General features: G+C 66.2%; 15 protein-coding genes. 5 read left to right on the top strand and 10 right to left on the bottom strand.

The window, feature by feature from the left end:
• The first annotated feature begins 128 nt into the window (after window positions 1-128).
• Window positions 129-1,439, top strand: a complete 1,311-nt coding sequence (locus JOF57_RS03315; protein ID WP_234937872.1) for an MFS transporter — start codon at window positions 129-131, stop codon at window positions 1,437-1,439.
• Between the two features lie 17 nt (window positions 1,440-1,456).
• On the opposite strand, the gene map is transcribed toward JOF57_RS03315, so the two are convergent.
• Entirely contained in the window at window positions 1,457-2,218 is a 762-nt protein-coding gene (map, locus tag JOF57_RS03310; RefSeq protein ID WP_209913607.1) for a type I methionyl aminopeptidase, read from the bottom strand.
• A gap of 69 nt (window positions 2,219-2,287) precedes the next feature.
• On the opposite strand from map, the gene JOF57_RS03305 reads away from it, so the two are divergent.
• A complete protein-coding gene (locus JOF57_RS03305; protein WP_209913605.1) occupies window positions 2,288-2,548 on the top strand; it encodes a helix-turn-helix domain-containing protein in 261 nt (86 codons plus the stop codon).
• 68 nt (window positions 2,549-2,616) lie between these two features.
• On the top strand, window positions 2,617-3,441 hold the full coding sequence (locus JOF57_RS03300) for an SDR family NAD(P)-dependent oxidoreductase (protein WP_209913602.1): 825 nt from the start codon (window positions 2,617-2,619) through the stop codon (window positions 3,439-3,441).
• On the opposite strand, the gene JOF57_RS03295 is transcribed toward JOF57_RS03300, so the two are convergent.
• The 4 genes from JOF57_RS03295 to mgtA are packed head-to-tail and all read right to left on the bottom strand — an operon-like array spanning window position 3,409 to window position 9,903.
• Window positions 3,409-4,734 carry an ABC transporter ATP-binding protein gene (locus tag JOF57_RS03295; RefSeq protein ID WP_234937699.1) on the bottom strand — a complete coding sequence of 442 codons (1,326 nt, stop codon included), beginning with the start codon at window positions 4,732-4,734 and terminating at the stop codon, window positions 3,409-3,411. The two genes, JOF57_RS03300 and JOF57_RS03295, sit on opposite strands and share 33 nt — an antisense overlap.
• A 23-nt stretch (window positions 4,735-4,757) precedes the next feature.
• On the bottom strand, window positions 4,758-6,500 hold the full coding sequence (locus tag JOF57_RS03290) for an ABC transporter permease (protein WP_209913598.1): 1,743 nt from the start codon (window positions 6,498-6,500) through the stop codon (window positions 4,758-4,760).
• A gap of 7 nt (window positions 6,501-6,507) precedes the next feature.
• On the bottom strand, window positions 6,508-7,224 hold the full coding sequence (locus JOF57_RS03285; protein ID WP_209913595.1) for an MgtC/SapB family protein: 717 nt from the start codon (window positions 7,222-7,224) through the stop codon (window positions 6,508-6,510).
• A 39-nt stretch (window positions 7,225-7,263) separates the two neighbouring features.
• Entirely contained in the window at window positions 7,264-9,903 is a 2,640-nt protein-coding gene (gene mgtA, locus JOF57_RS03280) for a magnesium-translocating P-type ATPase (protein WP_209913593.1), read from the bottom strand.
• A gap of 275 nt (window positions 9,904-10,178) precedes the next feature.
• On the opposite strand from mgtA, the gene JOF57_RS03275 reads away from it, so the two are divergent.
• Complete coding sequence (locus JOF57_RS03275; protein ID WP_209913591.1) at window positions 10,179-10,526, top strand: ArsR/SmtB family transcription factor; 348 nt, start codon at window positions 10,179-10,181, stop codon at window positions 10,524-10,526.
• On the opposite strand, the gene JOF57_RS03270 is transcribed toward JOF57_RS03275, so the two are convergent.
• Window positions 10,523-11,374: a glycine betaine ABC transporter substrate-binding protein gene (locus tag JOF57_RS03270; RefSeq protein ID WP_209913589.1), complete on the bottom strand. Its 852-nt coding sequence runs from the start codon at window positions 11,372-11,374 to the stop codon at window positions 10,523-10,525. The genes JOF57_RS03275 and JOF57_RS03270 overlap by 4 nt on opposite strands.
• 8 nt (window positions 11,375-11,382) lie before the next feature.
• Window positions 11,383-12,594: an NAD(P)-dependent malic enzyme gene (locus JOF57_RS03265; RefSeq protein ID WP_209913587.1), complete on the bottom strand. Its 1,212-nt coding sequence runs from the start codon at window positions 12,592-12,594 to the stop codon at window positions 11,383-11,385.
• Between the two features lie 133 nt (window positions 12,595-12,727).
• On the opposite strand from JOF57_RS03265, the gene corA reads away from it, so the two are divergent.
• Window positions 12,728-13,831: a magnesium/cobalt transporter CorA gene (corA, locus tag JOF57_RS03260; RefSeq protein WP_209913585.1), complete on the top strand. Its 1,104-nt coding sequence runs from the start codon at window positions 12,728-12,730 to the stop codon at window positions 13,829-13,831.
• Here the strand turns inward: corA and JOF57_RS03255 are convergent.
• From JOF57_RS03255 to JOF57_RS03245, 3 genes are read right to left on the bottom strand one after another with little or no spacing between them, the layout of a single operon-like run.
• Window positions 13,828-14,439, bottom strand: coding sequence for a suppressor of fused domain protein (locus tag JOF57_RS03255; RefSeq protein ID WP_209913583.1), 612 nt, complete (start codon window positions 14,437-14,439; stop codon window positions 13,828-13,830). The genes corA and JOF57_RS03255 overlap by 4 nt on opposite strands.
• Window positions 14,436-15,647 (bottom strand): ABC transporter ATP-binding protein, encoded by a 1,212-nt coding sequence (locus tag JOF57_RS03250; protein WP_209913582.1) that lies wholly within the window; start codon window positions 15,645-15,647, stop codon window positions 14,436-14,438. Before JOF57_RS03250 ends, JOF57_RS03255 begins: the two co-directional genes overlap by 4 nt.
• A gap of 4 nt (window positions 15,648-15,651) precedes the next feature.
• Window positions 15,652-16,476, bottom strand: coding sequence for a carbohydrate ABC transporter permease (locus JOF57_RS03245; RefSeq protein WP_209915761.1), 825 nt, complete (start codon window positions 16,474-16,476; stop codon window positions 15,652-15,654).
• Window positions 16,477-16,713 lie beyond the last annotated feature (237 nt).

Raw genomic sequence — 16,713 nt, 5'->3', positions numbered from 1 at the left:
CCCATAAGCGAAATGGTCGCTGCCGTACTCCGGCAGCGACCATTTCGCTTGTTTCGACTCGGGTTTCGATCACGGTGTGCACAACGGTGGGCGCGCAGAGCAGCGGTGACTAGACAATTAGGGTGACTTTGACCCCGGTCGCGGTACCCGTCCAGGCCAGCCCAGCAGCACCCACCGACCCGAGAACCGTGCGCACCGCGGTGCTGGCGAGCGTGCTCGGGACGACGATCGAGTGGTACGACTTCTTCCTGTACGCCACGGCCGCAAGCCTGGTGTTCAACCACACCTTCTTTCCGGACCAGAGCTCATTCGTCGGCACGATGCTGGCGTTCGCCACCTTCGCGGTCGGGTTCCTGGTCCGGCCCATCGGCGGATTCGTCTTCGGCCACATCGGAGACCGGATCGGCCGCAAGAAGACGCTTGCACTGACCATGCTGTTGATGGGCACGGCCACCGCGCTGATGGGTGTGCTGCCCACCGCGGCACAGATCGGCGTGCTGGCCCCGATCCTGCTTCTGGTGTTGCGGGTGGTGCAGGGATTCGCCCTCGGCGGCGAATGGGCCGGCGCGGTACTGCTGGCCGTCGAGCACAGCCCCCGTCATCGCCGCGGATTGTTCGGCAGCATCCCTCAGGTCGGGCTTGCCCTGGGCCTGGCCCTTGGCACCGGGGTGTTCGTGCTGCTGCAGCTGTGGTTGCCGACCGAGGCATTCCAGAGCTACGGGTGGCGGATCGCGTTCCTTCTCAGCGTTGTCCTGGTGGCCTTCGGGGTCGTGGTGCGATTCCGGGTGGCCGAGACCCCGGAGTTCGAGCACCTGCGCGACGTCGACGAACGCGCGGCGGTACCCGTGAAGGAGATCTTCCGGGCCCCGGCGCTGCGCTCCACATTGCTCGGTCTGCTGTCGCGCTGGGGCGAGGGCGCCGCGTTCAACACCTGGGGCGTGTTCACCATCGCCTACGCCACCACCACGCTGCATCTGGGCAAGGTTCCAGTCCTGGCGGTGGTGACCGCGGCGGCGCTGCTCATGGCCGTCCTGCTGCCGGTGTCAGGTCTGCTGGCCGACCGGTTCAGCCCGAAGGCGGTCTACGCGTCGGGCATCGCCGCCTACGCCCTCGTGGTCTTCCCGGCATTCGCATTGTTCGACACCGGCAGTATCGCGGCGTATGCGGTGGGAATGTTGTTGGCGTTCGGTGTCATTCACGCCTGGTTCTACGGCGCGCAGGGCACGCTGTACGCATCACTGTTCCCGACCCGCATCCGCTACACCGGGCTGTCGACGGTGTACCAGCTGTCCGGCGTGTACGCCTCGGGTCTGACCCCGATGATCCTCACAGCACTGATTGCCGTGGGCGGCGGCACGCCGTGGTTGGCCTGTGGATATTTGGTGGCGACCGCGGTGATCAGCGTCGTCGCCACGCTGTTGCTACGCCCCGAGCACTAAGAGGCCGGTCAGCTGGGCTAGCAAGTTAATACGAGCGGGCCCGATTCGGTGATCGCGACGGTGTTCTCGGTGTGGGCGGAGCGGGAGCCATCGGCGGATCGGATGGTCCAGCCGTCGCGATCGAGAACGATGCGGTGGGTGCCCGCGGCGAACCACGGTTCCAGCGCCAACGTCATCCCCGCCCGCAGCATCATGCCGCGGCCGGCCTTGCCGCGATTCGGTACATGCGGATCCTCGTGCATGGTCCGGCCCAGGCCGTGCCCGCCGAATTCGACGTTGACCGGGTAGCCGTAATCGGCGGCGACCGCGCCGATGGCGGCCGAGATGTCACCGAGCCGGTTGCCGGGGAGCGCGGCGGCAGTGCCTGCGGCCAACGCTTCCTCGGTGGCCCGCACCAGCCGCACGTCTGCGTCCGCTGGTGTCCCGACGATCACGGTGCGGGCCGCGTCGGCAACCCAGCCGTCAATGGACACCGCGAAGTCCAGGGTGAGCAAGTCGCCGTCAGTCAGCCGGTAATCGTGTGGAAGTCCGTGCAGCACAGCATCGTTGACCGACAGGCAGATGACGTTGCGAAACGGGCCACGGCCGAATGACGGGTCGTAGTCCCAGTAACACGACTCGGCACCGCGGCGTGTGACCATGTCGCGGGCGTGAAGTTCGAGGTCGAGGAGGTTGACCCCGACATCGGCGAGCCCACTCAGCTCGGCGAGCACCTCGGCCACGAAGCGCCCGGTGACCCGCATTCGCTCGATCTCGTCGGCGGTCTTCAACTCGATCATGTCCGGAGCCTCCTCGGTATTTAAATACCGACACTAGCGGTATACAAATACCGGCGCTACCGTGGTGGCGTGGTCCGCACCCCGCTGAGTCCCGAGCAAGTCGCCGCAGGCCGCCGGCTCGGCGCCGCGTTGCGCACCGCGCGCGGCAGTCGCACCCTCGAAGAGGTCGCCCGATCCGCGGGCATATCCCCCGAGACCCTGCGCAAGATCGAAACCGGCCGTCTCCCCTCCCCGGCATTCGGCACCATCATCGGACTGAGCGACGCCCTCGGAGTCCCGCTGGAGACGCTGGCCGAGGTATGGCGGCCGGTGGCCGCGGCAGCGTCCTAGCCGACCCCGACAGGACCGCGGGTACCGGGTAATCTCGACTCAAGTCAAACAACACAAGGGAGTGTTCTATGGAGGGCTTCGCCGGAAAGGTCGCCGTCGTCACCGGCGCCGGATCAGGCATCGGACAGGCGTTGGCCATCGAACTCGGACGGTCCGGGGCCAAGTTGGCGATCAGCGACGTCGACACCGAAGGTCTGGCTGTCACGGAGGAACGGCTCAAGGCGATCGGTGCAGAGGTGAAGTCCGACCGGCTCGACGTCACCGAGCGTGAGGCGTTCCTGCTGTACGCCGACGCGGTCAAGGAGCACTTCGGCAAGGTCAACCAGATCTACAACAACGCGGGTATCGCCTTCACCGGTGACGTCGAGGTCAGCGGGTTCAAGGACATCGAGCGGGTGATGGACGTCGACTACTGGGGCGTCGTCAACGGCACCAAGGCGTTCCTGCCGCACCTGATCGCGTCGGGCGACGGACACGTCGTCAACGTCTCGAGCTTGTTCGGCATCTTCTCGGTTCCGGGCCAGGCGGCCTACAACTCGGCCAAGTTCGCGGTCCGCGGCTTCACCGAGGCCCTGCGTCAGGAAATGATCGTGGCCAAGCACCCGGTCAAGGTGACATGCGTGCATCCGGGCGGCATCAAGACCGCCATCGCGCGCAACGCCACCGCGGTCGAGGGGATCGATACCAAGGAACTCGCCCAGGCCTTCGACCAGAAGCTGGCCAAAACCAGCCCGCAGAAGGCCGCCACGATCATCCTCGAGGCGGTGCGCAAGGACAAGGCACGCGTGCTCGTCGGGCCCGACGCCAAGATCCTCGACATCATCGTGCGGATCACCGGCTCGGGCTACCAGCGGCTGTTCTCAGCCGCGGCCGCGCGGGCCATACCGCGCTGACACTGCCCCGACCGGATCGGCCGAGATCTGGTCGGTGTCGGTGTCGTAGTCGAACAGCTCGGCATAGCGGCCCCAGTCGATCGCGATGTCGAGCTGACGCTGCGCGTCTTGGGGCCCGAACCCACGCCGGAGCAGATCCAGGAAGAACCCGGCACGCAGATTTCCGTCGGAGCTCCTGCCCAGCGCCGTAGAGATGGTGCGGACGAGTGGCGCGCGAGTGCGCGCCTGCTCGGCGAAGATCCGCTTACTGGACTGGATGTCGGCGGTGGTGAATTCGCCTCCGGTTGCCGTCAATTCGAGGTCACCGTGTCGCACGTGGAGAAATCCGAGCATGGCCGCGGCGTCCACGAGCGGCAACAGGTCGTCGATCTCGAAGTTGAGTTCGGTGGCGATGTCGGGCAGATCGGCTTTTCCGCCCCTGGCGTAGACGATCTCCACCAGCCCGGCCAGGCCGCCGACCGTGGCGTCCGGCAGTGGGGCGCTCGTCGGGGTGGCCTCGGTTGGCTCGGGCGGCGCCGCTCCGGATTCGGTGCCGGTCAACAGCTCGTAGAGCTTGTCGACCAAGGCCTCGAATGCCGGCGCGCGACGGTCCCGGGGCCGGGCCAGGTCCACGCTGACCTCGGCGCGGATGCGGCCGGGGTTGGCGCCCAGCACGATGACCCGATCGGCGAGCAGCACCGCCTCCTCGATGTTGTGGGTCACGAGACAGATCGCCTGGGTCGGGAACTGGCCCCCGGTCCACAGCGCCATCAGCTCGGTACGCAGGTTCTCAGCGGTCAGAACGTCCAGCGCAGAGAACGGTTCGTCCATCAACAGCAGGTCGGGTTCGAGTACCAGTGCCCGGGCGAAACCGACCCGTTGCCGCATACCGCCGGAAAGCTCCTTGGGGTAGGCCGATTCGAACCCGTCGAGACCGATCATGTCGATCGCGGCCAATGCCTGCGCCCGCCGCCGCGAAGGCGGCACGCCACGGGCGGCCAGGCCGAGTTCGACATTGTCTTGCACGGTCAGCCACGGCATCAGCGCGAACGTCTGAAACACCATCGCCGTACCCGGATTTGCCCCGTTGAGTTCGGTGCCGCGGTAGCGCACCGAACCACTGGTCGGCGCGATCAGACCGGCGATCGTGCGCAACAGCGTCGACTTGCCCGAGCCGGACCGGCCCAGCAGCGCCACGATCTCACGGGACCGTAGGTCCAGTTTGATGTCGTCGAGTACCTGCAGGGAGTCACCGGCCGAACCCGTGAAGCTCTTACTCACGCCGTCGACGCTGACCAAAACGTTGTCAGTCATGGGAACCTCCATCGGATTTCATTTCAGGACAAGGAGAATCGACGTTCGGACAATGCGTACAGACGTCGCCAGAACAGCCGATTGGTCGCCACCACGTACATGCTCATGACCATCACACCGACCAGGATCCGGCCGCCGTCCCCTGCCCCCGTCGCCTCGGTGATGTAGGCGCCCAGTCCCGTTGCGGTCAGCGTGGTGCCGTTGAAGCTGACCACTTCGGCGACGATCGAGGCGTTCCAGGCCCCGCCCGCGGCGGTGATACCGCCCGTGACATAGCTGGGGAAGATCGCAGGCAGAATCAGCTTGCGCCACCACAGCATTCGTGGCAACCGAAGATTGGCGGCAGCCTCGCGAAGATCGTTGGGGATTGCACTGGCGCCGGCGATGACGTTGAACAAGATGTACCACTGCGCACCGAGTGCCATCAACAGGATGCCGCCGATGTTCAGACTCACCCCGGTGAACAGCAGTACCGCGGTGACCAGTGGGAACAGAAAGTTCGCCGGAAACGACGCCAGCACCTGAACAATCGGTTGCGCCAACCGGGACACCTTGGGGTTCAATCCGATCCACACCCCCACCGGAACCCAGATCACGGTCGCGACCGCCACCAACACCACCACCCGGGCGAAGGTGGCCAGGCCGAGCAGCAGCGCATGACCCACCTCGCTCAGCCCGACAGTCGTCGAGATGTAGCCGATCGCGCGGTAGCACCCGTACCCGACCAATACGGCCAGCACGGCCCCGAACACCCAGTCCCCCAACCGGCGCCGGCCTACCGCTGTCCGCAACGGGCGCTCGGCGATACCGAATACCGCCATCACCCGGTCCATCGGGTAAACCAGTATCCCGAGCGGACGCCCCACCAGGCGCGAGATATTCGAGCGGCGCAACACATCGAGGGTGAGGCTGCGTGGAGCCTGCGCCGCCTCGGAGTCTTCCATCCGGAATCGTTCGGCCCAGGCTGTCAGCGGGCGCCAGAACAGCACGTTCACCCCGATGACCAACGCGATCATCACCGCGACCGCCGCCATTACCTTGTTCAGTTCACCCGCGTCGCTCGCGGCGGCGACGTATGCACCGATCCCCGGCAGAGCGAAATTGTGGTTGTTGACGCTGAGCGCCTCGGCCGCGGTGAGAAAGAACCAGCCGCCTCCGAAACTCATCATGCCGTTCCATACCAGCGGGATCATGCCGCCGGGCAGATCGACCCGCCAGAACCGTTGCCACCGGGAAAGTCTCAGCAGACGGCAGGCCTCATCCAGTTCACGCGGCTGCGATTTGAGCGAGTAGTAGAACGAGAACGTCATGTTCCAGGCCTGCGACGTGAAGATCGCGAAGATCGCCGCGAACTCCAACCCGAGTTCCGAGCCGGGGAACAACGCGATGAAACCAGTGATGGTGATCGACAGGAAACCCAGGATCGGTACCGATTGCAGGATGTCCAGTAGTGGGATCAGCACCTTCTCAGCCCGCCGCAACCGCGCCGCAGCGGTGGCATAGACGAAGGTGAACACGAGCGAGAGCCCGAGCGCGGAGAACATGCGCAGCAATGACCGGCCGGCGTAGTAAGGCAGATCCGCCAGCTCGGTAGACACCGAGGACGGTGCCGAGGCCACTTCCCATGGCCCCGCGGCGCTCTGCGCCAACCGCACGACTGCCCACAGCACGGCGGCCGCTCCGACGAAGACCAGCACGTCGGCCGCCATGCTGCGAGCGGGCCGCGACAGCGCGCCCGGAGTCGGAAAAGTCTGCGTCACAGCCATATCGCCCTCAGTCCTGACCCTCGTTGGTTCCGGCTTCGTCGATCTGCCAGCGCACACTGATCACCGAGGGCTCGAACGACAGCCGGCTGACCGCGGTCTCCATCCCCTTGTCGTCACGCTCGGGAGCCCTCAGGGTCGCGCACACCTCGACACGGCCACCGTCGGCCATGTGAGAGCTCTGCACCGACTGCAGGGCAAAATCAGTGCGGGACAACGCATCGACCAGAACGGTGCGTACATGTGCCTCGGCGCTGTCATCGGCCAGCGCGCGGAACGTGTAGGTGGTCGGAGTTTCGGTTCCGGTATCAGGCTGACGGTCGACGAAAGTCCCTACCGGCCGCAGGATCACATGCACGGCAACCACCACACCGGCACCGACGGCCGCCACGGCGTACATCCCGGCACCGGCGAGTGCCCCGACGGCAGCTGAACACCACAGGGTGGCCGCGGTGTTCAGCCCACGCACAGTCAATCCCTCACGCAGGATCACCCCGCCGCCGAGAAAACCGATACCGGAAACGATCTGGGCCGCCACCCGGGTCGGGTCCGCGGTCGCGCCGGCGAAGCCGTGCGCCGAGAGCAACACGAAAAGCGTCGCCCCGGCCGCCACCAGCGCATTGGTGCGTAGCCCCGCCATGCGCGCCCGGTACTGGCGCTCCAGTCCGATCAACGCACCCAGGCCCACTCCGGCGCCCAGGCGCAGCAACATCTCCGCAGTCGTCATCCTGCGCTCGCTTTCGAAAATTGTTGAAAATCAGGGAATTCAGAGCCAGCTACGCTGCCGGCGCAGATACCAGCGCTTGGCCAGGTGCGCGGCGAGTCCGTACGCCGCGAGGACCGCGATCAGCCACAACGCGTAAGCCATCGGCAGCGGGCTCATGTCGAGCAGGCCCGCCAGCGGCGTGAAGCCCAGGACCAGACCGATGCTCGCTACCGCGGCCGATACCGTCACCACGACGCGCGCCGGTCGATCACCGCGCCACGGAGCGTTCTTCGTGCGCAGCACGAGGACCACCGCAAGCTGAGTGAGCAGACCCTCGACGAACCACCCAGCGTGGAACATCGCCGGGTTCTGGCCCGCCCCGAACACCCACCACAGCATCGCGAACGTGGCGAGGTCGAATATCGAGCTCAGTGCCCCGAACACCACCATGAATCCGACCAGTCCGCCCGATCGCCAGCGTCGGGGTGCCTGCAGATATTCACGATCGACCCGGTCCCACGGCAGAGCCAGCTGGGCGGTGTCATACAGCAGGTTCTGCACCATCAACTGAACGGGCAGCATCGGCAGGAACGGCAGGAACACACTTGCGGCGACGACCGACAAAACGTTGCCGAAGTTCGACGCGGCGGTGATCTTGACGTACTTCATGGTGTTGGCCAGCGTGCGCCGGCCCTCGACCACCGCGCGGGCCACCACTTCGAGATCCTTGTCCAGCAGGATGACGTCTGCGGCGTCCTTGGCCGCATCGGTGGCGGTGTCGGCAGCGATGCCGGCATCGGCGATACGCAACGCCGCCACATCGTTCACCCCGTCGCCGAGAAAACCCACAGCACAACCATGTTGGCGCAGCGCGGCCACGATCCGGACCTTGTGCCCCGGCCCAAGCTCGGCGAAGACCGATGTCCCAGCCACTACCGCGGGCAACCTGTGCTCACCGATCCGGTCGATCTGGGTACCGACCAACACCCGGTCAGGGTGGACTCCGACCTGGCCGGCTACCTGCCGCGCAACGATCGCACTGTCGCCGGTGAGGATCTTGACATCGACACCGCAATCGGCGAGCTCACCGACAGCGGGAGCCGCGCTGGCCCGCACCGGATCCACGAATCCCACGAATCCTGCCAGGATCAGGTCGGTTTCGTCGTCCGCGCAGCAGTGCTCCAGACGGGCCGGACCCGGCTTGACCGCCACGGCCAGAACCCGCATGCCTTGCTTGCGGTAGGCCTGAACGAGGTCATCGGCCTCCAGTCGGATGTCGTCGCTCAGCTCGGCGTCCGCCTGCTCCAGCCACACCCGCGAGCAGCGGGGCAGCACCCGGTCCGGATCGCCCTTGCAGATCAGTACGTGTTCACCCGGCTGGCGCTGCACCACCACACTCGCGCGGCGGCGCGCGGAGTCGAAGGCGATCTCGTCGACCTTCTCGAAAGCCGCCTCGGCCAGCAGAGGCATACCGTGCTCGGCCAGCGTCTCGCACATCGCGGCGTCCAGCCGGTCATGTGACTCATCGGCGAAAAATGATGCAAGATAGGCGAACTCGGCAACTCCGTGATCGATCCGGCCGGTGATATCGATGCTGTTGGCATAGACCACTCGGTCCTCGGTGAGCGTTCCGGTCTTGTCGACGCACAGCACTTCCACGGCACCGAGATCCTGGATGGCATTGAGCCGGCTCACCACCACCCGGTCGCGAGCCAGTCGCGCAGCACCTCGTGCCAGGTTGGAGGTGACGATGACGGGGAGCATCTCCGGGGTAAGGCCGACCGCCACCGCGACCGCGAACATCGCCGCCTGGGGCCAGATTCCGGACACCGCCCCGCTGACCGCGAAGACGATCGGGACCAGCACCAACATGAACCGGATCAGGGTCCAGCCCACCGTTCGGACCCCGACGTCGAAGCTGGACTCCGGGCGCAGGCGAGCGGCATCGCGGGCGAGAGACCCGCCGTAGGTCTGGCTTCCGGTGGCCACCACCACCGCGGTGGCGCTACCCGCCACCACAGCTGATCCCGCGAAGCACAGGCTCGCCGAGTCGATGATCCCGGTGCCGGTCACCACGCCATCGGCCACCGAGGCGCTCTTGCGCACCGGCAGCGCTTCACCGCTGAGCACCGACTGGTCGACGAGGAGGTCGGTGCAGGAGAGCAGCCGCAGATCGGCTGCCACCACATCGCCGGCGCGGAGCGACACGACGTCGCCGGGCACAAGGTCACTCACCGGCACCTCGCGCTCCAGAGGCGCCTCGAGTTCGTCGGCTCGGCGGCGCACCGTCGCGGTGGCCGATGTCAGGGTGCGCAGCTGCCGCGTCGCACGCACCGTCCTCGTCAGCTGCCACAGCCGCAGCCCGACCGCGAGGACCACCATCACCACGACGATGGTCGATCCGCGCGGGTCACCGACGGCCACAAAGACCGCCGCAAGAACGCTCAGAAGCGCGACGAACGGGCTGCGCAACGCCGCAGCCAGTCGTGTGAAGAATCCGTCCTCGGACAACGCCTGCGGCACGTTGTCGCCGTGCCGGTGGAGCCGTTCGGCCGCCTCGGCCTCGGTGAGGCCGCGCGGCGTCGCGGCCATCTGCTGGAACACCGCGAAGGCCGGCGCCTCGGCAAGCTCGCGCAGCGGCGTGACATTGTCGGCCGCATCAACACGGCCCGCACGGCGGTGAATCCCGGGTGAGGTCATGATTCGGTCCTTATCGCGTCGGAGGCTCCTTTGGGTGGGGTGTGTGCTCCGCGCGGACCGAGGCCGACTAGCCGGACTGCAGCGGGCTGCGCTGCGTCCGCACGCGGAGGCGGGTACTACTTCCCTCGACCATGTGGTCCACCTCCAAGCCGCCGTACGCCGTCGCCGCGGGTGCGGCGCCGCAATCCAGTAGAACCCAAGACACTCAAACAGTCAAACGGTTGCACAAGTGTTAGAAATAAGTCAGCCTGGCAGATGCCATCGAGAGGAGTTCCGTGCCCGACCCCACGCCGGTTGACGGCGAGCTACCGCCGCGGTTGTTGCAAGACACCGCGGCCATCTTCGGGTTGCTGTCCGCACCCGTGCGTCTACACATCCTGTGGCTGCTCTCCGGCGGCGAGCACGACGTCGGCACCCTGGCCGACAAGACCGGACAGAGCCTGGCCACCGTGAGCCACCACCTCAGCAAACTCAAGTTGGCCGGCCTGGTGCGGGCGCAACGGCACGGCAAGCGCCAGGTGTACGTCGCGACTGATCCTCGCGTGCTCGCCGTCATCCGGGAGGCGATCGGCGGGCAGGCCGACCCAGACCTGCCGCGACACATCCGCCGCGTCGTGAACTAGTGCCCGAGCGGGTTGGCCTGAAGGAACGCATCGGCCACCGCACCGGGATCCGCTCCCTCGGCGACCTGCCTGCGCATGTCTGCCAGCGACCCGGTGTCCAGGACGCCGGCGATCTCGTTGAGCGCCAGGATCTGACGCTCGTCGAGCGTATTTCGACGATAGAGCGGCACCACATTCTCGCCGCGGATCAGGGACGTCTTGTCGGCCAGCACGGTCAGGTCCGACGGAATGGCCGGATCCGCCGTCGTCGACCAGGCCACATTGATCTTGCCGGCGCGCAGTGCTGCGAACAGACTCTTGGCGTCTGGGAACACGAGGGCCTTGGGCAGCGTGCACGAACCGACCGCCGCGGGAACCCGCGACGAAGCCACCACACCGGGCCGCGCCTGCGCACAGTTGCGGCGCAGTGCACTCAGATCGGTCCCGCCCCACGTCGTGGTCGTGCCCTCGGTGACCAGCAGCGCGGGCTTGTCCTGCGCCGACATCGTGTAGTCACCGGCCGCGACACCTTCGGGCAGCGCCGACACCAGGTCCCGGTAGACCTGTTCGTCGGCGCGGGCCGTGGCAGTCGGATCAAGGTCGGTCAGGAACCGGCCGGTGAACCCCGGCTGCACGGTCACCGACCCGGAATCCAGCACGCCGGGGACGCCGTCGGTCTCGGTGACCGCGGCCGGCGTGCCGTAGTAGCGCAGCGCCGCCGCATACAGATGACCGAGCAACTCCGACTCGGGCGCCGGTCCCGCCCCGACCGCGAGAGGGGCCGGGGCGGTGTCAGCCGCGCATCCCGCCAACACCGGTGCCAGCAGCGTCGACATTGTCAACAGCGCCAACGCCAGGGTGCGGCGCATTCCTGAACTCAGGACTCTGAGTGATCAACCGCCGCCGCGACCGCAGCCGCGACCGCAGGGCCGACCCGCGGATCCAGGGCGCTGGGCACGATGTGGTCGACCGCGAGATCGTCACCGACGACCGAGAAGATCGCCTCGGCAGCGGCCACCTTCATCTTCTCGGTGATGCGCCGCGCTCCGGCGTCGAGCGCGCCGCGGAACACGCCGGGGAAGGCCAGCACGTTGTTGATCTGGTTCGGGAAGTCGCTGCGACCGGTCGCCACGACCGCCGCGTACTTGCGGGCGGCGTCCGGGTGGATCTCGGGATCCGGATTGGACAACGCAAACACGATGCAGTCGGGAGCCATCGTCGCGATGAGCTCCTCGGGCACGATGCCGGCCGACACCCCGAGAAAGACGTCGGCGCCCTCGAGTGCCTCGGCCACACCACCGGTGAGCTTGCGCGGGTTGGTGCGCTCGGCAAGTTCGGCCTTGAAGCTGTTGAGGTTGTCGCGGCCGGAGTGCACGATGCCCTGCGAATCGAGCACGACGACATCGTCGATGCCCTTGTTCAGCAGGATGTTGGCGCAGGCCACACCCGCAGCGCCGGCACCCGAGATGACCACGCGCAGAGTATGGATGTCGCGCTCGAGCGCCTTCGTGGCACCCAGCAGCGCAGCCAGCACCACGATCGCCGTGCCGTGCTGGTCATCATGCATGACCGGGCAATCCAATGCCTCGATGACCCGGCGCTCGATCTCGAAGCACCGCGGCGCCGAGATGTCCTCCAGGTTCACCGCACCGAACGTCGGCCGCAGCCGGATCAGGGTTTCGACGATTTCGTCGGGATCCTTGGTGGCGAGCACGATCGGGATCGAGTTCAGCCCGCCGAAGGTCTTGAACAGCGCGCTCTTGCCCTCCATCACCGGCAGCGACGCCGCGGGGCCGATATCGCCGAGACCCAGCACCGCCGTGCCGTCGCTGACCACGGCGACCAGTCGGTTGGCCCAGGTGTACTTGGCCGCGAGCGTGTGATCCGTGGCGATCGCCCGGCTGACCTGGGCAACGCCGGGGGTGTAGGCGATCGACAACGCCCGCTGGGTATCCAACGGCGACTTCAACTCGACCGAGAGCTTTCCGCCTTCATGAGCATCGAAGATCTCGGCATCGTCGATGACAACTTGCGGGGTGCGCTCCGCTGAAGGGCGCTCTGGCGAGGACGCGACTGTACTTTCGGACACCGCGCAAGGGTACTTCAAGGCCAAATCTCACATGGCCCCGTTCCCCGCTGGTGAGCGTTACTTAACAGTAACTACGCGTAGCATTCGATGTGCTGGTCAGGTTGCTGCACACCGCGCAGGAAGGTCGCAGATCATGCCCTCATTCCGCGCCTTGCCACCGGCCCTGCGCGCCACTACGAGGACCCGTCCCGCCGACCCCGACGCCAGGACGATCCACGTTCCGGTCGCCCGGGCGATGGTCGATTGCGGTGTCTACAGCGGTGGTGACCGGTTACCCGGCAAGTACACCCATGCCGCTGCGTTGACCAAGGTCCGCGAGTTGCAGGAGGCCGGCCAGAAGGCGTTCGTCTGGATCGGGCTTCACGAACCCGATGAGTTCCAGATGCAGTCGGTGGCAGATGTTTTCGGATTACACGAGCTGGCCGTCGAGGATGCGGTGCACGCCCACCAGCGTCCCAAGCTCGAGCGCTACGACAAAACCCTGTTCCTGGTGCTCAAGACCATCAACTACGTGGAGCACGAGTCGGTGGCACTGGCCCGCGAAATCGTCGAGACCGGCGAGATCATGATCTTCGTCGGGCCGGACTTCGTGGTCACCGTCCGTCACGGCGAACACGGCGGGCTGGCCGGCGTACGGAAACGGCTCGAATCCTCGCCTGCCGTCCTCAAACTCGGACCGTTCGCGGTCATGCACGCGATCGCCGACCACGTGGTGGACAGCTACCTCGACGTGACGGATCTGATGGAGACCGACATCGACACCATGGAGGAGGACATCTTCTCCCCCGGCACCCACACCAACATCGAATGTATCTACCTGCTCAAGCGGGAAGTCGTCGAAATGCGCCGTGCGGTGGCGCCGTTGACTCTTGCCCTGGCCCGGTTGCTCACCGACCACAACGACTTGATCTCGGTCGAGGTACGCAGGTACATGCGCGACGTGCACGACCACAATGTGCAGGCCTCCGACCGCGTCACGAGCTACGACGAGATGCTCAGCTCGTTGGTGCAGGCAGCACTCGGCAAGGTCGCCATGCAGCAGAACGTGGACATGCGCAAGATCTCGGCGTGGGTGGCGATCGCCGCGGTGCCGACCGCGATGGCCGGCATCTACGGCATGAACTTCGAGCACATGCCCGAATTGCAGTGGACGTGGGGTTATCCCGCCGTCCTGCTCGCGATGGCCACCATCTGCTTCGTGCTGTACCGCACGTTCCGCCACAACGATTGGCTCTAGCTGGGGCTGGCGGCCCTCCTGGTGGGATCCAGCACGTCCACCGCGTCGGTCTGCCATGCCTCGCGCATCGCATCCGCACCTTTCAGACGCACCCAGGCCGCTTCGGTGGCGGTGATCGGGGTGGCCGTGAGCACGCTCACCGCGGACAACGGATCGGGCAGGGCCACCTCGCCGATATCGCTGGCACCCAACAGAAATGCACTGAACGGTCCGGAGTCGAACAACGGTGTCTCCAGGTCGACGAGCGCGTCGGCCTCCAGGACCAGCCCCTCCACTGCGGGTGCAGCGGCCAGGACGGCCAACGATCGAGCCAGCCCGCCCGGTGTCGGTCCCCGCAGTGACAGCACCACCTCGGCCCGGGGACCGTGGATCGGATCGGAGACCAACTCGGTCGGGTCGAACATCGGGTGACGCGAACAACCCAGCGTCACATAGTGATACAGATCCTGCCCGCTACCACCCGCGCGAAGATCCGGGCCGAACCGCAGGACGTCGATGCGCTCGGTACCCAGGAAGGTGACGCTCGCGCTGACAGGTTCCGCGGTAATGCCCGCGGAACCGAAGTACGCGCCCACATGGGCGCGGACGGCAGCCAGGACGTCGATCACTCTGCTGCCGGTTCTCCGGCCGCCTCGGCCGGCTCGGTGCGGGTCAGGTTCACCCCGGTCTCGGCGTCGAAGATCGCCAACTTCGAGGTGTCGAAAGCCAATTGGATCTGCTGACCGCCCGCCGCGGTGGACTCGGCGGACACCCGGGCCACGAACTCATTGGCACCGGCACCCGAATCGGCAGCCAACTCGGCAAGCTGGGCCGCCTCGGCGCCGCCGCCCTCGATGGTGAAGTGAACGTACTTGTCGGCACCGAGCGACTCGACGATGTCGGCGCGCACCGGGAAGCTCAGCGCCCGGATCCGCGCGTACCCGTCGAGCAGTGCGGCGTCTTCGAGGTGCTCGGGACGGATCCCGACAATGATGTTGTCGGGCCTGGGGTGACGCGCCAACAGGTCATGCACCTGCTGGGTCAGGGTGACGTCGCCGAACGGCAGCCGCACCCCGACATCGGTGAACGTGGCCGGGAAGAAATTCATCGCCGGTGATCCGATGAAGCCGGCCACGAACAGGTTCGTCGGGTTGTTGTACAACTCGTCAGGCGTGCCGATCTGCTGAATCTCCCCGGCCAGCAACACCACAACCCGATCACCCAGGGTCATCGCCTCGGTCTGATCGTGGGTGACGTACACCGTGGTGGTGCCCAGCCGGCTCTGCAGCCGCGAGATCTCGGCGCGCATCTGCACGCGCAGCTTGGCGTCCAGGTTGCTCAGCGGCTCATCCATCAGGAATGCCTTGGGGCGGCGCACGATTGCCCGGCCCATCGCGACCCGCTGACGCTGCCCGCCGGACAACTGCGCCGGCTTGCGGTCGAGCAGTTCAGTCAGGTCCAGGATCTTGGCGGTCTCGACGACCTTGGCCTCGATCTCGTCCTTCTTGAGCTTGGCCAGGGTCAGCGGGAAGGCGATGTTCTGGCGCACGGTCATGTGCGGGTAGAGCGCGTAGGACTGGAACACCATGGCGATATCGCGGTCCTTGGGCGCCTTCTCGTTGACCAACTCACCGCCGATACGCAGCTCGCCCGACGAGATGTCCTCAAGCCCGGCAATCATGTTCAGGGTGGTCGACTTACCGCAGCCCGACGGCCCCACCAGGATGATGAACTCGCCGTCGGCGATCGTCATCGAGAACTCTTTGACGGCCTCCCTGGTGCCGCCCGCACCATCGGGGTAACTCTTGGTGACCCGGTCCAACACGATTTCGGCCATCCAATTACCCCTTTACCGCACCAGATGTCAGGCCAGCGACGATGCGCCGCTGGAAGATGAGAACAAAAATGATGATCGGGATGGTGATGACCATCGCGCCGGCCGCTATCGACCCGGTCGGTTCCTCGAATTGGGAGCTACCGGTGAAGTTCGCGATCGCCACCGGCGCGGTGATCGCGTGCTGGGTCGCGGTCAGCGACAGCGCGAGCAGCAGGTCGTTCCACGCGAAGATGAACACCAGGATGGCCGCGGTGACGATGCCCGGGGCGGCCAACGGAGCGATCACCTTGCGGAAGGCCTGCGCCGGGGTCGCGCCGTCCATCTTCGCGGCCTTCTCCAGATCCCACGGGATCTCCCGGAAGAATGCCGAAAGCGTGTAGATCGCCAGCGGCAGCGCGAAGGTGATGTAGGGGATGATCAGTCCGGGCCAGGTGTCGAACAGGCCGATACTGCGCCACAGATTGAAAAGTGGTGTCACCAACGAGATCTGCGGGAACATCGCGATCAGCAGCGCCACCCCCACCAGCAACTTCTTGCCGGGGAAGTCCAGCCGCGCGACCGCATAGGCGGCCATGCCGCCGATGGCCACGGCAATCACCGTGGTGATCAGGCCGATGCCGATCGAGTTGATCAACGCCGAGGTGAAGATGTCCCCGGTGAAGATGCCCTTGTAGTTGTCGAACGTGATCTGCGACGGAATCAGCTTGCCGTCCTTGACACTCGACGACGGCTTCAACGACAGCGACAGGATCCACAACACCGGGATCAGTGCGTAGAGCACCACCAGGATATTCACGACCGTCCACCCGGTCGCCCGCCGTGCACCCACCTGCTGGCTCATCGGTGTCCCCTGCTCTTCGCGCAAGCGCTCACTGGTGCACCATCCTTGTGTCGGTGATTCTGGATGGGTCGCCGATGCACCCGAGGTGCCGTCGAGTCACCGCCACAAGCGCTTGACGTCTTGACGTCCATGATGAGTTTCGCGGGACTCGACGGTTACCCGGGGTGTGCCGACCGTCGACAGGGCTGAGCGCCACCGAGCGCCGAACAGTGAGCGAACCGGCAG

This window comes from Mycolicibacterium lutetiense (genome assembly GCF_017876775.1).
GTDB lineage: Bacteria > Actinomycetota > Actinomycetes > Mycobacteriales > Mycobacteriaceae > Mycobacterium > Mycobacterium lutetiense.
Note: the sequence above shows the minus strand (reverse complement) of the source record. Positions and strands in the feature narration are given on the sequence as shown.